Annotated in this window: 14 protein-coding genes and 1 pseudogene; 10 read left to right on the top strand and 5 right to left on the bottom strand. The window is 49.0% G+C overall.

All coding sequences use genetic code 11. From position 1 onward, the window contains the following. Positions 1-234 precede the first annotated feature (234 nt). From HGH91_RS30785 to HGH91_RS30755, 7 genes are all read left to right on the top strand, one after another. Positions 235-813, top strand: a complete 579-nt coding sequence (locus tag HGH91_RS30785) for an RNA polymerase sigma factor (RefSeq protein ID WP_168743081.1) — start codon at positions 235-237, stop codon at positions 811-813. 85 nt (positions 814-898) lie between these two features. Beyond that, the gene (locus tag HGH91_RS30780) at positions 899-2,050 is read left to right on the top strand and encodes a FecR family protein (RefSeq protein ID WP_211092492.1); all 1,152 of its coding nucleotides are present in this window, start codon (positions 899-901) and stop codon (positions 2,048-2,050) included. 175 nt (positions 2,051-2,225) lie between these two features. After that, positions 2,226-5,654, top strand: a complete 3,429-nt coding sequence (locus tag HGH91_RS30775; protein WP_168743079.1) for a SusC/RagA family TonB-linked outer membrane protein — start codon at positions 2,226-2,228, stop codon at positions 5,652-5,654. Between the two features lie 12 nt (positions 5,655-5,666). After that, positions 5,667-7,139, top strand: a complete 1,473-nt coding sequence (locus tag HGH91_RS30770) for a RagB/SusD family nutrient uptake outer membrane protein (protein WP_168743078.1) — start codon at positions 5,667-5,669, stop codon at positions 7,137-7,139. Positions 7,140-7,149: 10 nt separating this feature from the next. Beyond that, a complete protein-coding gene (locus HGH91_RS30765) occupies positions 7,150-7,986 on the top strand; it encodes a DUF4843 domain-containing protein (protein WP_168743077.1) in 837 nt (278 codons plus the stop codon). Between the two features lie 58 nt (positions 7,987-8,044). Further along, entirely contained in the window at positions 8,045-9,409 is a 1,365-nt protein-coding gene (locus HGH91_RS30760; RefSeq protein ID WP_168743076.1) for a PKD-like family lipoprotein, read from the top strand. Between the two features lie 11 nt (positions 9,410-9,420). Beyond that, the gene (locus tag HGH91_RS30755; protein ID WP_168743075.1) at positions 9,421-10,554 is read left to right on the top strand and encodes a TlpA disulfide reductase family protein; all 1,134 of its coding nucleotides are present in this window, start codon (positions 9,421-9,423) and stop codon (positions 10,552-10,554) included. Between the two features lie 160 nt (positions 10,555-10,714). Here HGH91_RS30755 and HGH91_RS30750 read toward each other — a convergent pair whose 3' ends face one another. The 5 genes and pseudogenes from HGH91_RS30750 to HGH91_RS30730 all read right to left on the bottom strand — a co-directional run bounded on the left by HGH91_RS30750 (position 10,715) and on the right by HGH91_RS30730 (position 15,737). Then, positions 10,715-11,173, bottom strand: coding sequence for a nuclear transport factor 2 family protein (locus HGH91_RS30750; RefSeq protein ID WP_168743074.1), 459 nt, complete (start codon positions 11,171-11,173; stop codon positions 10,715-10,717). Positions 11,174-11,247: 74 nt separating this feature from the next. Continuing rightward, a pseudogene (locus HGH91_RS30745) lies at positions 11,248-12,786 on the bottom strand (DHA2 family efflux MFS transporter permease subunit). 54 nt (positions 12,787-12,840) lie between these two features. Next, a complete protein-coding gene (locus HGH91_RS30740; RefSeq protein ID WP_168743073.1) occupies positions 12,841-13,575 on the bottom strand; it encodes an SDR family oxidoreductase in 735 nt (244 codons plus the stop codon). Positions 13,576-13,623: 48 nt separating this feature from the next. After that, positions 13,624-14,208, bottom strand: a complete 585-nt coding sequence (locus HGH91_RS30735) for a TetR/AcrR family transcriptional regulator (protein ID WP_168743072.1) — start codon at positions 14,206-14,208, stop codon at positions 13,624-13,626. 107 nt (positions 14,209-14,315) lie between these two features. After that, positions 14,316-15,737, bottom strand: coding sequence for an arabinose isomerase (locus HGH91_RS30730; protein WP_168743071.1), 1,422 nt, complete (start codon positions 15,735-15,737; stop codon positions 14,316-14,318). A gap of 170 nt (positions 15,738-15,907) precedes the next feature. On the opposite strand from HGH91_RS30730, the gene HGH91_RS30725 reads away from it, so the two are divergent. The 3 genes from HGH91_RS30725 to HGH91_RS30715 all read left to right on the top strand — a co-directional run bounded on the left by HGH91_RS30725 (position 15,908) and on the right by HGH91_RS30715 (position 18,360). Next, positions 15,908-16,804 (top strand): helix-turn-helix domain-containing protein, encoded by an 897-nt coding sequence (locus HGH91_RS30725; RefSeq protein ID WP_168743070.1) that lies wholly within the window; start codon positions 15,908-15,910, stop codon positions 16,802-16,804. Between the two features lie 81 nt (positions 16,805-16,885). Continuing rightward, entirely contained in the window at positions 16,886-17,752 is an 867-nt protein-coding gene (locus HGH91_RS30720; RefSeq protein ID WP_168743069.1) for a cellulase family glycosylhydrolase, read from the top strand. Further along, positions 17,749-18,360, top strand: a complete 612-nt coding sequence (locus HGH91_RS30715) for an RICIN domain-containing protein (protein ID WP_168743068.1) — start codon at positions 17,749-17,751, stop codon at positions 18,358-18,360. Before HGH91_RS30720 ends, HGH91_RS30715 begins: the two co-directional genes overlap by 4 nt. The last annotated feature ends 144 nt before the right edge of the window (positions 18,361-18,504 follow it).

Genomic DNA, 18,504 nt, shown 5'->3' with positions numbered 1-18,504 from the left:
TTATACAACAATCCAACAATTAATACTGCATCAAAAATTGCATTTTGGAATAAATTATCTCATAATGAGCTTAGTTGTGCCTAAAAACTAAAAGAGCGCCTCAATTATTTTTGAGACGCCCTCTTTTTTCTTTTTAGACCAGGGACCGTTTGTCGCCGGTTAACATTTGCATACCACCATTAAAACAAAGAATCCTTTTACAAACCGAAACTATTTTTAGTTTTATGGTCAATTATGGGGAGGGATGAATTACTGCATGCAAATGACCAGGACCTTTTAGCAGAGATCGGCAGAAGGAATGGGCTTGCTTTCGACGTTTTATATAACCGTTACTGGAAGGATGTTTTCAACATCGCTTTCAAGCGTATACGTAATGCAGATGTGGCGCAGGATGTAGCGCAGGACGTATTTGTTCAGTTATGGACCAGGGAAAAGGCCACTCCCATTGATAATCTTCCCGGGTATCTGCGTATAGCCACGCGCAATGGGGTTTTCAGGCAAATGGAAAAGGAAAGCCGGTATGGCAACTTGCCGGATGATAGTGAGGACCAGCTGCGAAGCTATGGCCTGGCTGATGGGCATGTGCTGTATAAGGAATTTCAGGCAGCGTTTGAAGCACTTACCAATACGCTGCCCGCGCAACAAAAACAGGTTTTCAACCTGCGCTTCCAGGAAGGGCGCAATACACAGCAGATCGCGGAACAGCTGGGCGTGTCAGAGAAGACCGTCAGGAACCAGATGGGCAGGGCCCTGGCCAAATTGCGGGAGTCGCTGATTATACTGCACGTTGCCCTGTTATTGACTATGAAATAACGCCCTATTCATATATAAATTAAAAATATTTATTATCTGCGTGGGCGGATTTGAATATTTCTACTCATACTAATAGAAACAGGCCATGATGGATAACCGCGAGCGGGAACTTTTCAAATTAATGCTAAATCGATTCAGGACGGGAAACGCCACTGGTGAAGAGATCGCGTTCCTGGAATCCTGGTTTGACTTACATGATACAGAAGAAGATCTGATCACAACGGAGAATGAGCTGGCCTATGGGGACATGAAAGCCACGCTGAAAAGCAGGATAGATGCCGAAATAGTGGCCGCAGCACCGCCAACACGATGGAAGCGCATGCCGTTATGGCGATGGGCGGCAGCTGCAGCTATCATAGCCGTGATCGGTACAGGCGCCGTATTCTTCCTGCGCCAACAGCCAACATCGCAACGGCAGCAGGCAAGGGTGTATGCCACCGGCGCGCCCACGCTCCGCCTGGCCGACGGCACCGTGATAGCACTCGATACCGCTGCCGGAGGACAGATCGCCAGCCAGCAGGGAGTTATTATCACCAAAGAAAAAGACGGCACCTTACTATATAAAACCACATCCACTGAAAAAAGTGATCCTGACCAGCAAAATGTATTATCCACACCGGCAGGCACGAAGTTCAAAATCGTGCTGCCGGATAATTCCACGGTATGGTTGAATGCAGCCAGTACATTGAAATATCCCGCCGCTTTTGGCGCGGCCAACAGAACGGTTAGGCTGACTGGCGAAGCCTACTTTGACATTGCTGCCGATCCGGCCAGGCCATTTGTGGTACAGGCAGGGCAGCAGTCTATACAGGTATTGGGCACAGTGTTTAACGTAAACGCTTACCCGGAAGATGGGCTGTCTAAAACCACCCTCCTGCAAGGGGCGGTGAAGGTGAGCCACAATGACGGATCAGTCGTGATCCAACCCGGTCAGCAGGCCATCTGCGAAGGAAGTACCGGCAATAGCATCCGGACGATCACCGCAGATACAGAAAAGGAAACGGCCTGGATCAACAACCTGTTCTCCTTTAAAAACGATAACCTGCCATCTGTGATGCGCGATGTGGCCCGCTGGTACAACGTGCAGATCAGGTACAGTGGCCATATACCGGAGGAAAGATTTTTCGGGGAAATATCCAGGAGCAGCAAACTGGAAGATGTTTTAAAAATACTGGAGATCAACGGTATTACATTCGACGTAAAAGACAACGTTATCACGGTTACCAATAAAAATTAATGCGGTCATAGCGCCGTCACTGTCAACTAAAATTTCAAGATTGTATGTATGAACGAATAATCATCTAAAACCAACTTATCAAATCAACCAGTATGCGATAACGCCGGATGCCACCAGTAGTATCAGCTATCAGCCGGCGTTTATACGCTCATTTTATCGACTAAATCCGACCAACATGAAATTTAAGTTTCATTGTCCTCCTTTGTCGTTCGCGGCAAGGGCAGGGAAACGCTTGCGCTCACCTTTCAGATCGTGGATCCTGCTGCCACTGATCGTATTACTTTATTTGCCGGTGCGCGCAGCCAGCCAGTCTGTCACCATCAGCAGGCACAACGCAACGCTGGAAACCATTTTCAGCGACATCAAAAAACAAACCGGCTTTACATTTTTCTACAAGGGCAACGTAAATCCTGCCTCACTCAAAACAGATGTTGAACTGAAAAATGCCAGCCTCGATGCGGCTTTGCAGGCCTGCCTGAAGAAATTCAACCTGAGCTACACCATCGTCAGCAAAACGATCGTCATCACTGCCGGAAATGGTGCAGACCATGGAGCGCCTTCCAGCAGCAGTGCCGTAAAGGATAGCCTTGTTTACGGGAAAGTAGTGGATAGCCTTACCAAAGAAGCGGTGATTGCGGTTTCCGTATTTGTAAAAAACACCACCGCGCGGGCGCTGACCAACGACAAGGGACAGTTTAGCATCAGCGCCGACCCCGGCGATGTGCTCATACTCACCAGCGTAGGTTACAGCACCAAGGAAGTGCCCGTCCGCGCAATCCGCAACCAAACCATCATCCTGTCGCCCAAAGCCAGCTCCCTGAACGATGTGGTGGTAACGGGTTACCAGGTGATCAAAAAAGACAACTACACCGGTAACGCCATCGTTGTAAAAGGAGAAGACCTGAAGCGCCTCAATCCACAGAATATGCTCAAAGGCCTTGCCTCCTTTGATCCCTCGTTCCGGATAGCCGACAACAACCTGTTCGGCTCCGATCCCAATGCCATGCCCAAGATCAACATCCGGGGAACTACCGCCATGCCTAACGGCGAGATACTGGACAGGAACAATCTCTCCAGCTCCTACAACCTGCCGGTATTCATCATGGACGGATTTGAGGTGCCCCTGCAAAAAGTGGTAGACATGGACATTAACCGCATTGCCAGCGTTACCATCCTGAAAGATGCTGCTGCTACAGCGGTTTATGGTTCCCGTGCCGCCAACGGTGTTATTGTGATCACCACCAAAGCGCCACAACCCGGCCGCCTGCGATTATCCTATAATGCCGAGATGAAGGCTACCGCCCCGGATCTCAGCGACTACAGTGTGCTCAACGCCACCGACAAGCTGGAATATGAAAGACGCGCAGGATTATATTCTTCCAAAAACAACACCGCCAACACGCAAGACGAGCTGGATCAGCAATACTATTCAAAACTGAAAAATGTAGTGAGCGGCGTAAATAGCTACTGGCTGTCGCAACCGCTCCGCAACGCCTACTCACAGAAGCACTCTGTATACGTAGAAGGCGGCGATTCCAGTTTCCGTTATGGTGTAGACCTCCGGTATCAAACAGATCCCGGTGTGATGAAAAACTCTGGCCGTAACCGCTATAGCGGCGGCATGAGTTTTACGTACAATCCAAACCGCAGGCTGGTGCTGAGAAACGACCTGACCGTTACCCAGGTGAATGCCCGTAACTCCAACTACGGCGACTTTGCCACGTATGTGGCCATGAATCCCTATTATCCTATTTATGGAGATGATGGTAAACTGATCCGGGAAATTGCCAACTGGCGCGTGGATACGCATCAGCCGGGCAGTAGCCAATACAAGAATGTACCGGTATTGAACCCGCTGTATGAAGCCAGCCTGGGAAATTTCGACAAATCAGATTACCTGGAATTGATCGATGCATTTTCGGCCGACTGGCGCATTACGCCCGCCTTACGCGTAATAGGCCTCTTGAGTTTGAACAGTACTAAGTCTACCACCGATAAATTTGTTTCCCCTTTCAGTAATGCGTTTTACCTGGATCCTCCGGAACAGGCCATGAACAAAGGCTCCTATGATTACACTGCTACACGCGCTCTTAACCTGGATGGTAACATCCGCATGGTATATAATAAACTGATTGGTCAGCACTCTATCAACGCGGTGCTGGGCGCTAACGTTACCTCTGCTACCAATGATTACAAAGGCTTCCAGGCACGTGGCTTCTCCAACGATAAGTTCAGCAGCATCGCCTTTGCCCGTACCTATACGCCTAACGCAGCACCGAGTGGCAACGTGGATGAAAGACGCCTGATCGGCTCCTTCTTCAGCGGCAGCTATTCTTACAAAAATAAATACCTCTTTGACGCAGCTGTTCGTTTGGACGGATCCTCTGCTTTCGGCGCCAATAAAAGGTTTGCGCCTTTCTGGTCCGGTGGTATTGGCTGGAATGTACATAATGAAGAGTGGTTCAAAGGCAGCCTGCCTTTCCTGTCGAGGTTGAAACTGACCGGTACTACCGGCGTAACCGGGTCGGTGGATTTCCCTCCTTTCCTCGCCAGAACTACCTATAGTTACCAGACTTCCAACTGGTATTCTACCGGTATCGGCGCTATTGTAAATGGCTATGGTAATGATAACCTGCAATGGCAGAAGACGACCAACTACGAAGCCCGCGCAGAGATCGGCTTTTTGCAGGACAGGATTATCCTTACGCCGGTATATTATTATAAGCTGACCAAAGGACTGTTGACAGATATCAATATTGCGCCTTCTACCGGTTTTTCCACTTACAAGGAAAACCTGGGTGATATGGCCAACAAAGGCTACGAACTATATGTAACTATCAACGCCCTCCGCAAAGAAAACCTGAACATCAACATCACCGGTAACCTGGCCCATAATACCAATACGATCGTTAAAATTTCCAATGCGCTGAAAGCTTACAATGAAAGTGTTAATAACTACCAGATGGATCCGAACAAAGGCGCACAGGGTAAGCCACTGTTGCGTTTTGCAGAAGGACAGTCGTACAACACGATCTACGGTGTAAAATCACACGGTATTGACCCGCAGAACGGACGGGAGATCTACGAAAAACCAGATGGGAGTCTCACCTACGACTACGATGTAGCCTATACACGCCCCATCGGCGATTACACACCGAAAGCAGAGGGCTTCTTCGGCAGTAATATCACCTGGAAACGCTGGATGATGAGCTTCAGCTTCCATTACAGATTTGGCGGCGACATGTATAACCAAACGCTGGTGGACAGGATCGAAAATGCGGATCCACGCTTCAACGTAGACAGCAGGGCGCTGACCATGCGCTGGCAGCAACCGGGCGATCGGGCCTTGTATAAGAACATCACAGATCTTAGCCAGACCTATGCCAGCAGCAGGTTTGTGCAGAAAGAAAACCTGCTGGAGCTGCAATCGCTCTACTTCTCCTACGACCTGGCACAAGGTGTTGCCAAAAGCATCGGCCTGCAATCGCTGCGTGGAGCAGTTACCATGAATGACATTCTCCACATATCCAGTGTAAAACAGGAAAGGGGAATAGATTATCCGTTTGCGAGAAGTCTTACCTGTTCTATCCTTGCTACCTTCTAAACAGCCATGATCATGAAGAAATTAATAGTAATACTGAGCCTGGGTGCATCAATGATTTCCTGCAAGAAGTTCCTGGATATAAAGCCACAAACGCAGGTAGACCGGGATGAGCTGTTCAATTCAGAACAAGGCTTCAAAGAGGCGCTCAATGGCATTTACACGCTTTGCGCCAGTCAGTCGCTCTATGGCGGTCAGCTTACCTACAACATGCTGGATGTACTGGGGCAGAACTATACTTTCAGCGACGTTACCAACCAGGATATTGCCAATTTCGTTTATACCGGCGGCGCGGTGAAAGGCATGGTAAACGATGTGTGGGGTAATGCCTACAAGGCTATCGCCAACTGTAACTACCTGTTGCAGGCTATTGATAAAGACACTACCCTGTTCAGTCCGGGCAATTACCGGTTGATTAAGGGAGAGACGCTGGCGCTGCGCGCATATCTGCACTTCGATATGCTGCGCCTGTTTGCTCCGTCTTATGTTAATGGTGCTACGCAGAAGGGCATTCCATATGTTACCCGGGTGGGCACCACTTCTACGCCATTCTCGCCCGTAAATGCAGCACTCGACAGTGTATTGCGGGATCTCAATACGGCGAAGAACCTCCTTCAGGGGGACCCAATCAAGAATACAGCCTATACCGTTGGTTACCCGGGCGATGATAAAGCGACCGAACTGAAAAATGCGGATCTGTTTATGCAGAACCGCCGGCACAGGCTGAACTACTATGCGGTTTGCGGTGAGCTGTCGCGTGTGTATCTGTACCGGAACGATTATACGAATGCATTGAACAATGCAGTAGAAGTGATATCGTCTGCGAAGTTTCCTTTCACCCGGCAGGAAGACTTTTTCCAGACAGACATCCAGCTGCGCGACCGGATCTTTTACAAGGAGTTGATCGGCTGCTGGTATACGGACAACCAAGGTGTCATCGAATCGTTGCAGGCTCGCTTCACCCAGCAAAATCCTGCTTATAGCGGCACTGCCGACCAGGTGAATGATATTTATGAAATCGGTACTGTGGGTGCGGAGGATTGGCGACTGAAACAATGGTTCCTCAATACCGCTTCCACCACCGGGGGACCTGACCGTGCCGTATTGCAGAAATATTACCGGAATGCGCAGCCGCTTACTAACATTCATCCGTTAGTAGCACCGGCCGTCCGGCTGTCGGAGCTCTATTACATTGCAGCGGAAGCGAGCTACGACAAAGATCCTCAACGCGCTTTGAATTATTTTAACCAGGTACGTGCCGCCCGCGGCATCGGGTACCAGGTGAGCAGTGTGGCCAGCAAAGCAGCTTTTATTGATCTCCTGATAAAAGAAGCCAGGAAAGAATTTTACGGTGAGAGCCAGATCTTTTTCATGTACAAGCGACTGCACCATGCGGTGACTATCAATGCCACCAATTCCAGACAACCATCGAACAGCATTTTCGTATTGCCGTTACCGGATGATGAAAACGCATACAGAAACAATTAACAAGCACACCATGAAAAGATTAAATATCATCATTATTCTTGCCTGCCTGTTATTCAGCTGTAAAAAGGAGAGTATTGCGCCTTACGATCTGACCAGGGATAATATCTACCTGAATTATACAAATACAGACAGTCTTGTTTATTCCTTTGCCTATCACCCGGATCTGGAAAAAGATACCATTTGGGTGCCGGTCATCATCTCCGGAAAAGCTACCCACCAGGACCGGCACTTTTCGGTAGCAGCAGTGGATAGCGCTACTACCGCCGTGGCCGGCAAACATTACGAGCCGCTGAAATCGACGTATACCATGCCGGCAGATTCAGGAACTACCCGTATTCCGGTGATCCTGCTTAATACTGACACTGCACTGGTGAATAAGTCGGTGAATCTCACTATCCGGATATCCGGCGGTACCGACTTCGCGTCCAATTTGCCTGTGCCTATCCGCTCTAAGCGCATATTGTATTCCAATCGCCTGGAAGAGCCGGCGTGGTGGTCGTCGTGGGCAGGTTCTATGGGTAAATACTCCCGGGTAAAACACCAGTTGTTCCTCATCAGCAGCGGTACTACGGACCTTGTCATTGCTAATTCCTACCCGGACTGGTACATGGAAATTCCGAGAACCCTGTATTATATCGCCAATACCAGGTACCTGCTGCAATATCCTATGGCATGGGTATCTGAACATCCGGAGTCGGGGTATGTACTGGAGAAAAGAAACGACAATACCGGCGACTATGACTTCTTCAGCAAAGCCGCGCCTGCCAAGCGTTTTCTCCTGAAGTTCTATCAGTCGGCCAACAAGTATGTGTTTATTGATGAAAACGGGGAACAAGTTCTCTTCTAAAAATATTACTATGAGCAAAAGATTAATTGTTCTCTTATCAATATCGGTCTGTTACTTGATGGCTTGCAAGAAAGACCTGGGGAATTACAAGTACCATGCGCCTGCAGAACCGGTTATCTCGGGGCTTATCGATAGCACTGTAAATGCCATTGTGGGAGATTCGCTGATCATACGCCCGGGTGTATCGCTGGCAGATGGGGATCCCGCTAAAGACCTGTTTTTCGATTGGGATATCCTGGTAGCGGAAGAAGCCAGGAGCGACCACTATACCGGTTATCCGCTGCGGATTGTTTATAACCTGAAACCCATGGTGCGGAACGCCAAACTAACGGTGACCGACCAGCGGAATGGTATCAAATATTTCTATAAGTTTAAGATCGATGGTGGTACCCGGTTTTCAAAAGGTGCTACGGTATTGAGCGTAGATAATGGCGTTACCCGCCTGTCGTTTATCCGGCCCGACAGTTCCGTAAATGCAGACCTGTATCATGCTTTGCATAATGAGGATCTGCCGGTTAACCCCGTGCAGCTGTTTGCCAAACCGCTGGCCTACCAGGAAAATACGGTAGAAGATTATTGGGTGATCTGTAAAGATCCCGCTAAACAAAGCGTGATTATCGACGGTAGCACCATGCTGCGTAAACGCTATTTCGGAGCGCAGTTTTTCAATCCGCCAACACCGATGGAAACGCAGGCCTTCAGCGGTGCGCAAGGGGTGCCTACCGGCATCGTTAATGGAAAGCTGTACCTGAGCATTACTTCTACGGCGCCATTCGCACCGGATTTTGGCAAGTTTTCCAGCATGCAAACCGGTAACTATTACCTGGCGCCTTTCTACAGCCGTTACAATTTCTTCTTCGGGTTTGATACTATCCGTCATGGTTTTGTGACCTTCGATGGCGGTGGCAACTTTATGGGTAGCGACTACCAGGTGGTGGGCTCCGCGTTCAACCCTACCAATATTGGAACAGGAGAGCTGTTGTTCATGCAGGCGATCCCCAGCGTTTCATACGCCTACTACAAATCGACAGATGGTAACGTATATGAATATACGTTTACTGTAGATATGAGTAACTATGATTTACGCACGATAAAGCCTACACGTAAACGTATCTTCAAGGGGGCTGCTTTGTTGACGAATAACAGCCGCTGGCAGCGTTCGGCGGTAGATATCTTCTACTTTACTTCCAATGACAAGATTTACCGGTACAACCCGGTGAATGAAGATTTGCGTCCCTTAGACGCCAACTTTGGCGGTAAAAAGGTGACCATGCTAAAACTCAGTACAGATGGTAATACCCTCACAGCGGGAGTGGAAGGCAGCGTGCTGTTGCTGGATGTAAGTGTGGGTAAGAATGGCGTGATCACCGGTCGCGTAGATGGTATCCCAGGTGCACCAGTAGATATTGTGTCAAGAAAATAAAAAATATAGTGATGAAAAGAATGTTATTACTGGCGGCGGTTGCGCTGCCACTGGCCAGCCAGGCACAGCAGGGCGCCTTTACCATTGAGGGGCATATCGGTAAGCTGAATAGTCCCGCTATGGCGTATATCGACTATATGAGCAACGGTGTTGGAAAGGAAGACAGCGCCGTGGTTACAAATGGTAAATTTACTTTCACCGGTCTTAGTGCAGGTTACTCTTATGCCCGCCTGGCGTTAAGCCATGATGGCTCCGGCAAGCAAAAAGCTGTATACACCGGCGATGTGATCTACTTCTATTATGGAAAAGAAAAAATTAGAATCACGTCTGCCGATTCGCTCGCTAATGCCACTTTTAGCGGCTCCAAAGTATATGATGAGTTTACTGCTTACAACAAAGCGATTGGCGGTACTATTATGGAGCTGAATAAATGGGCCAATGGGCAGGTGAGTACTGCCACGCCGGAACAACAGAAGGATACCGCCTTCTTTGGCCGTATCAATGTGGAATACCGCCGGCGTATGAAGGCCCGCGCTGATGCACAGATCGTGTATGCCCAACAGCATCCGCAATCGTACTTCGGTATGGTAGCGCTCTCAGAAGGCACTGGCACCCCGGTAGATGTAAAAAAGATAGAGCCGATCTATAATGCCATGAGTAAAAGTCTGCGTGAGAGCGACCAGGGCCGCGAATTAGGGCAACGTATACTGGCAGCCAAAACCATTCATGTAGGCGCGCCAGCACCAAAGTTCACACAACAGGACGTACATGGAAAACCACTAAAGCTGGAGGATATCAAAAGTAAATATGTGCTGGTAGAGTTCTGGGCCAGCTGGTGCGGTCCTTGTCGCGCGGAAAATCCAAATCTCACCAAACAATATGCGAAATATAAAAGCCAGGGCTTTGAAGTAGTGGCCATTTCACTGGACGATCATAAGGATAAATGGGAAGAAGCCATTGCTAAAGATCAGCTCCCCTGGCTGCATGTATCCGATCTGAAAGGCTGGAATAATGAGGTGGGTCGTCAATACGGTATCCGTGCGGTACCTGCCAACTTCCTGCTGGACGAAAATAAAAACATCATTGCGATGAACCTTCGTGGGGAGGAATTGAATAAGAAACTGTCTGAACTATTCGGAAATTAAGATGATCGATTAATTGCTGCGAATATTACATTTCGTTATGAACGTAGCCGGGGCATGTCTATGTGCCGGCAATACTATTTCCCTCTTAATAAACGCCCCTCCGCTGCTGCGGAGGGGCGTTTATATATGTAGATAAAGTAGAATTGGGAGAGAGAAACACTTAAGGCGTCGTTTCCACGCACTGATCCTTGCGCCGTGTATCCAGTATATACTGTATTTTCCAGGTCCCGTCCAGTTTTACCAGCTGAAACGAGTTAACCCCGCAATGAGAAAATTGTCCGTTGAAATAAAAGCGGTAAGGTGTCCATACGGCGGCCATTGTGGCGTCTGACTGGATGCTGCCAAAAACAATTCTTTCGTCCGCGCTATGTGGTGTTAGTTTACCAACGATGGTAGCAAAGTCGGCCGCGGTAGAATTGCGCAGCGCGGTTTTGCCCGTTTTATCTGTTACAATAGATTGTAGCATAGCGCCGGGTGCAAAACAATCCTTGATGCCGTTGCTGTCGGCCTGCTGCATAGCGGTAAACAGTTTGTTGACAGCGGCTTTAATCGTATCGGTGGGCGATTGGGCATTTGCTATGGCCGGTAGTAACAGCAGCAAAATATAAAGGTGTTTCATCTTTTTTATACCAATATAACGTATTTGTGCTGATCTGCAGCGGCAGTGTTAACGGATACACCCCTACGAAAATATCAATGGTCCATCACTACTACGTTCGCTGCTGTTTTCTTTTTGCCGGAGGCAATGAACAGTAACGGCAGGGCGAGGAGAAATATCAGTCCTACGAGCAAAAAGGCATCGCTGAAACTAAGCAGGGTACTTTGTTTTACTACGATATGATCCAGCAGTTTTACTGCCTGCTGCTGTGCCTCGGCGGTGGTGAAACCTTTGCTCATGAAGGCATGTGCATAGTTGTTGATGCGGCTGGCCACGGCGGGGTTGTTGGTATCGAGGTGACTTACCAGGTCGTACCGGTGCTGGGCGTTGCGGTTGGCCAGGTAGGTATTTACGATGGCGATGCCAAAGGAGCCTCCCAGTTGCCGCATCATGTTGTTGAGTGCGGCGCCTTGCGGAATGTCTGCCGGTGCCAGGGCAGATACCGCCAGGGTAGTAAGTGGTACGGTTACCAGGGCCAGGCCCACGCCGCGGCATACCAGGTACCAGCTGATACTGGTGGCGCTGGCATCCTGGTTGAGTTGCGACATTTGCCAGCTGAAAACTATGAACAATCCCATGCCGGCAAGGATGAGGAAAACGGGCGACAAACCCCGTTGTAGTAGCCTGGCTGAGATTATTAATCCGCCGATAGCCAGGCAGGCGCCGGGTAGCAACAGCAGGCCTGTTTGCAGGGGCGTAAAGTTCAACAAACGCTGGGCAAATACAGGGGTCAGGAATACAGAGCTGAAAATGCCCATGCCGGATACAAACGTGAGAATGGCGGCAATGCTCAGGTTCCTGCTTTTCAGCACCCGCAGGTTTACTACCGGTTCTTTGATACGCAGTTCCCACCAGGTAAAAATCAGGATGCTGAATGTAGCGATAACTGTAAGCCAGGTGATATAGGGCGCTTCGAACCAGTCATCTGCTTCCCCGCGTTCCAACACGGTTTGCAGGGCGCTTACACCCACGGCCAGCAGCAGGATGCCGGTTCAGTCGATTTTCCGGCGGGTGGACGGAATGGCAGGTTCTTTCAGTAGTAACAGGCAGAGGATAGTGACGATAATGCCTATCGGCACATTGATATAAAATATCCAGGGCCAGGAATAAAATTCGGTGATATAGCCACCAAGCGTAGGCCCAATAGTAGGGCCGACAAATACCCCTACGCCAAACAGGGCGCTGGCTACGTTTTGTTTTTCTTTGGGGAACTGTTCAAATACGATTACCTGTGATACCGATAGCAGGGCGCCGCCACCTATTCCTTGCAGGAAGCGGAATAATACGAGTATCCAGATATTAGAGGCTTGCCCGCACAAGAAGGAAAATAGCGTAAACGCGATAACGGAGCCGATGTAGTAATTACGCCGCCCCAGTGTGGCAGAGAGGAAGCCAGTGATGGGGATGATGATAACGTTGGCGATGGCGTAGGCAGTAATGACCCAGGAGGTGTCTTCCAGTGTGGCGCCCAGGTTACCGCTCATATGCGATAGTGCCACGTTGACGATAGAAGTATCTATCAATTCCATGATCGCTGCGGTGATCACCACCAGGATCAGTACTGTCCTTTTCATATGTAATGATTATATACCAATCGGTATATTTATGGAGAAAAAAATAGTGCACATTTATAAGTTGCTGTTGAGTGCCTGCAAGGCGCTGGCGGGCGACGACAGCATCAACTGGTATATCTTTTCCGTATCGCCTACATGGATTTCGTAATGGTTGGCGGCCAGCGCAGCGAGCAATTCATCCGCTACCTGTTCGGGCGGAATCCCTTTACTGCCACCTATTTCCCGGGAGAAGTGAGTATTAACCAGGGGAGGCATCAGTTCAAATACATGCAGGGGCGCCACGCTCATTCGCAGGGCCTGCGTGTACGAGTGGAGGGCTGCTTTGCTGGCGGCATAGGTGGGTACCCGTTTGGAGGCGGCGAAGGCTACCACGGAGGATACATTAACGATGGCGGCTTCTTCCTGGCGGCTGAGCAGCGGGAGCAATTTTTCGGTGAGCTGTATCACCGACAGGTAGTTGGTCAGCATTTCGTCGGCTGCTTTTTCAAATGCATTGGCGTTGGCCGATAACTCGTAAGCTACTGCATGGCCGGCGTTGTTGATCAGCATATTTAGCTGTGGAAAATCAGTTGTTACTGTTTTTACCAACTGGTTGACAGCCCGCTCACTGGTTACATCGCAGTTGATGGCGGTGATATTGGGCAACTGCCGGGATGCGGCGTCCAGTCTCTCCTGGTTTCTGCCTGTGATGATCACCTGGTTATGTTGCCGGGATAATGTGGTGGCAATGGCCAGGCCTATGCCTGCGCTACCGCCGGTGATGAGTACGGTGTTACCGGATGTTTTCATGTTTATTTATTTTATACCAATCGGTATATTTTTGAAGAAAAAAAATGTTTATAAGTCGTCGATGAGTTTTTCCACGGTACGCATAATTGCTTTCTGGTAATGCGTTTTACCGGTTAATTTAGTCATCATAATACAGCCTTCAATGGTGGCAATCATGCTTAGGGCAGTTTGTTCGACGGGTACATCTTTACGGAATTCGCCCAGTTGTATACCTTTTTCAATGAGGGCGGTAATAGCGTTTTTCCAGCGTTGTATTCCATCGGCGGCTCTTTGCCGGAGCCCTGCATGGGTATCATCTGCTTCGGTGGCGGTATTGAGCAGCGGGCAGCCGCCTTCCGGAAACGGATGTTTCTGGAAGTTGCTGTATACCTGTACATATACCATCAGCTTTTCCCGGCAGGTATTGTGCTTGCTCATTTCCTGCTGGATGATAGTGGTTACCTGCTTCAGGTTATGATCAAATGCAGCGAGGGCTACTTCGTCTTTGTTGGCGAAGTTGCCGTAAATACTGCCTTTGGTCAACCCCGTGGCGTTGGTCATATCATTCAGTGAAGTGCCCACATATCCCTTCTCATTAAAGACAGGTGCTGTCTTTTCTACGATGAATTGCCTGGTTTTTTCCGCTTTATTCATAACCCTTGCACTTTGTACCTGCAAAAATATACCATTTGGTATAAAAAACAATTTCTTTTTTTAGAAGGCTATTTAAACAGCGGTTTTATTACCGACAATACGTCCCTTTAGCACACTTTTACGGTAGCAATCCCCAGGATATGTCCCAGCTTTTCAATTTTATCGGCAATATGTCCTACGCCAATGGCGCAATGATGTGCGGGACCTTCTTTACACCAGTTGTTCACAAATGTTTTAATATCCAGTGGGAATTTATACCGGCTGTTGGTGTTTCCAATCTGGAGGATAGGACCGGGCACCGACTGCCCTTCAGCTACCAGCAGTTTTAGCTGGCCATGGCCGGTTTCTACTACAGATAGCAAGGTAACGGGGCCATGTTTGACTTTCATTTCGATAGACAATCCCTTGCCTGGTTTGCCATGATATAGGCCGAGCGGCTTCAGTAGCGGGCGGCCTTCGGCGATGGCCAGGTGGCCGGGGCCATCATGGCCCATGAGCACGATGTCTTCATTAAAATCCAGTCCATAGAATTCAGTGAAAGAGCCCCCGGCATCAAAGAGATCCATGATTTTCATGGCCTGCACATTTTTCACTTCATACTCGCCTGCTACCGGTACGCGATGGGCGGTTAAGAGAGAATTGCCGGCAATCACGGAAGCAATCAGGTCTTCATACGCATTATCCGGAGTGCCTTCATAGTAATAGCAGAGGGAGCCCAGTTGATGATGGGCCACCATTTTGTCTAACGCCACGGCGGTATGTGCGGCGCGCACCAGTTCATGTGGCGGGCATTCTTCCAGTACTTCCATTTCCTGGTGTATTTGCTGCAGCTTATGATCTATTTCCGTTTGACTTACCTGGCTATGGAAGGCAGCCAGGTCGCACATTTCGAGATGTTGTATATGTCCACCGAAAGTAGCGGCTTGTAAAGTAAGGTCGGTATAGATATCCAGCATGCCGTTGTAATAATGGCCCAGCACTCCGAGCCGGTTGTGGCGCATGCCGGCAGCTACGGTGGCTGCGGCTTTCCATCCGGCAATTTCCAGCCAGGCAGCTTCCTCTTCCAGGGTACCGGTTACCTGGTGAAAGGAGATACCTGCCCGGTTAAATACATTAGCAATTTCCGGTACGGCGCAGGCCTGGCAATTGGCGAGCCATTCGCCCGTCATCAACCCCCGGTCGCCCAGGCCGTTGAACCAGCTATAATCCATGGCGGCAACAGGTTGCAGGTTAAGAATAACCACCGGTACTTTGCATCCCTGTACTACCGGTAGTACGGTGGCAGAAAGTGCATAAGTTGAAACATACAGGAAAATGATACTCACATCTTCCTTTTTAAAAAGCAGGGCAGCAGAACGGGCTTTTGCCACATTATCTACCAGTCCCGCATCTGCCACTGTTACATGGCTGTCTGCTAATTTGCTGGCAATGTGTGATTGGTAGCCTTCCAGTCGCTCCTTCAGTCGGGTGAATTGCGTCCAATAGGTGGCCAGCCCAATGCCAAACAGGCCTGCTTTGATAGTTGTCATTTGATAAAATTTATGGTGGAGATAAACCCTTCAAAACTACCCGTAAAAACCGGTCAGGGCCTATGATATTTGAGGTAAAAAGTATGATTTTTGACAGGATGTCGGAATACTCTGCAGTAATCGTTATTTTTATATAACAACCGGAATATGCCACGTGTAAGTTGCTATATATGAAGAAGGCCCCTGCTTCACATATCAAATATCTCCCTGTCAATGATGCAGACATGCATTGGGGACTTACCGTTACCACCGTAGGCTACCAGTACATTTCTCCCCATAGCCGGTATCCTTCGCCGGAACATCCTTCCCGTTATTGGTTTCACCCCGAAAAAGGAAGAGTGTTGCCGGAATACCAGCTCATTTATGTTACCCGGGGAGGCGGTTATTTCAGCAACGCGCAGCAGCAAAATACCTACATAGCAGAAGGAACCATGTTATTGTTGTTTCCCGGTGAATGGCATAGTTATATGCCCGCGGCAGATACGGGCTGGGATACTTACTGGCTGGGCTTCCGGGGACAAGTACCGGATCAGTTGACTCACTACGATTTTTTCAACAGCCACACGGCATTGCATCCCGTAGGATTTAATGAGCAGCTGGTAGATCTTTTCAGGCAAGTGCTCACGCTGGCTACAGAAGAACGGCCTGGTTATCAGCAAGCCATTTCCGGTATTGCGCTCCACATGCTGGGCGCTGTTTACTTTGCCACCCGTAATCTCCAGTTTCAGAACCAGGAGGTAGCTGCAAAAATAGAAAAGGCCAGGCTACTCATACGGGAAAACCCCGATGGCAGCTGTACCCCTGAAGCATTGGCCGAGCGGCTGCATATGAGCTACTCCTGGTTTCGGCGGATGTTTAAAGAATATACCGGTTTGTCGCCCGCGCAATACCAGCAACAGATCAGGGCACAGAAAGCCAAAGAGCTGTTGCTCGGCTCCGGCAAAACGATTAAAGAAATTGCTTACGAGCTGAATTTCGAATCTGCCAATTATTTTACGGCCTTCTTCAAGCAACATGCAGGCAGCACACCTGCCGTGTTCAGGAAAACGGGCCGCTCGCCACGGTAGTACCCGATGCAGTGATTTATCAGAACTTCGGCCCGTTAACTCAATCCACGATATTTCTTAACATCCAATAAAACCCAGTTTATGAAAAACCCTTCTGTTGTTATCCTGTTGCTTTGCTTTTTTGCCTGGAGCTGTAAAAAAGAAATGAACCGAACCCTGGCCGAAAGTACCGTGGCGCCTCCATCTGTGCAGGCAACGCTTGCCTTTACTTCCACTGCTGCTTTCAAAGGAGGCAACTGGGCCGATCCCAACGATAATTTTGCCGATGGCGCCGTGGTTCCCAGCGGCTTGAGTACAGGCGACGACTACGCCACCACTAAAGCTAAGGCAGGTAATATCCTTGCCTATTTTCAGCAGCAGGGTATTAACACTGTACGTATGCCTGTAAATCCACCTTCTGTATTGCAGTCGTGGTGGGGCGCTTATACCGGCGCTATCGATGATGCGGTGGGCAAAGGTATGAACGTGATCCTCTGTTATTGGGAGGGCGCCAGCTCCCGCGATGGTATCGTAGACAATCTCACCGACTTCTGGAACATGTGGCAAACGATTACCAACAAGTATGGTAATACGGCCAATGTGTACTTCGAAGTATTTAACGAACCGCATGGTTACAGCACCGCCAATCTCAATAACCTGTATGCGCAATGGTTAACCAATTATCCAGCTATTCCGCATGGCCGCGTATTGCTGGATGGTGTTGGATATGCTACCGATGTAAATGCGGTGGGCGCCGACAGCCGCCTGAATACCTGTTTGCTGTCTTATCATAATTATACCTGGTTTGATAACAACAAAACCACGGTGGCCGACTGGGAATCTGCTATCGAAGGCCTGGCCTATCCCGATCGTACGATCGTTACAGAGTTCGGCATCCCGATGACCAATGGTAAAGATTACCTGGGTGCACCTGGCAGCGACCGGGAATCGCTTATTTCCAGGGGATGACCAATCGCGTAAGGGCCAGGGGATTGGGCTGCGTATATTGGCCGGCGTTAAGGAACGGGGATGGCTATAGCCTGTTTACGCTAAGCGGTACTACGTTGACGGTAAATAATACTTCCGGCCTTTCCCGCCTGCAATACGCCTGGGGAGGAAATGCCATTGCTATCCCGTTGGGTAGTTTCGATCCCAACGCCTGGTATAAGGTTGTTTGTCGACAGAGTAATAAAGGGCTGGATGTAAATGGGTCCTCCACAGCCAATGGCGGTAACATTGTACAATGGGACTATTGGGGCGGTAATAACCAGCAATGGAAAATCACGTCAGTAGGAGGCGGGTACGCCAATATCCTGAATCGCAACAGTGGCAAGGCGTTGGACGTAAATGGTATTTCAACTGCTGCCGGCGCAAATATTATCCAGTGGGATTATTGGGGTGGCGCTAACCAACAATGGCAGATCATCGACATTGGGTTCGGGTACTATGAAGTGATCAATAAAAACAGTAGTCAATCATTGGATGTAAATGGTGCTTCTGCTGCCAATGGCGCAGGTATTATCCAGTGGTACCTGAATGGAGGAAGGAACCAGCAATGGTTGATTCAGAAGTTATAAATAAGATAGTAATAGTAAGAGGGCGTCTCAAAAATAATTGAGGCGCCCTTTTATTTTTTGGTACGACTATGCTCATTTTGCTCTGGTTTATTCCAAGATGCAATTTTTAATGCCGTATTAATTGTTAGATTACTGTATGAGTAG

This window comes from Chitinophaga eiseniae, assembly GCF_012641265.1.
Taxonomy (GTDB): domain Bacteria; phylum Bacteroidota; class Bacteroidia; order Chitinophagales; family Chitinophagaceae; genus Chitinophaga; species Chitinophaga eiseniae_A.
The sequence above is the reverse complement of the archived record's forward strand: the minus strand, read 5'-3'. Positions and strand labels throughout refer to the sequence as shown.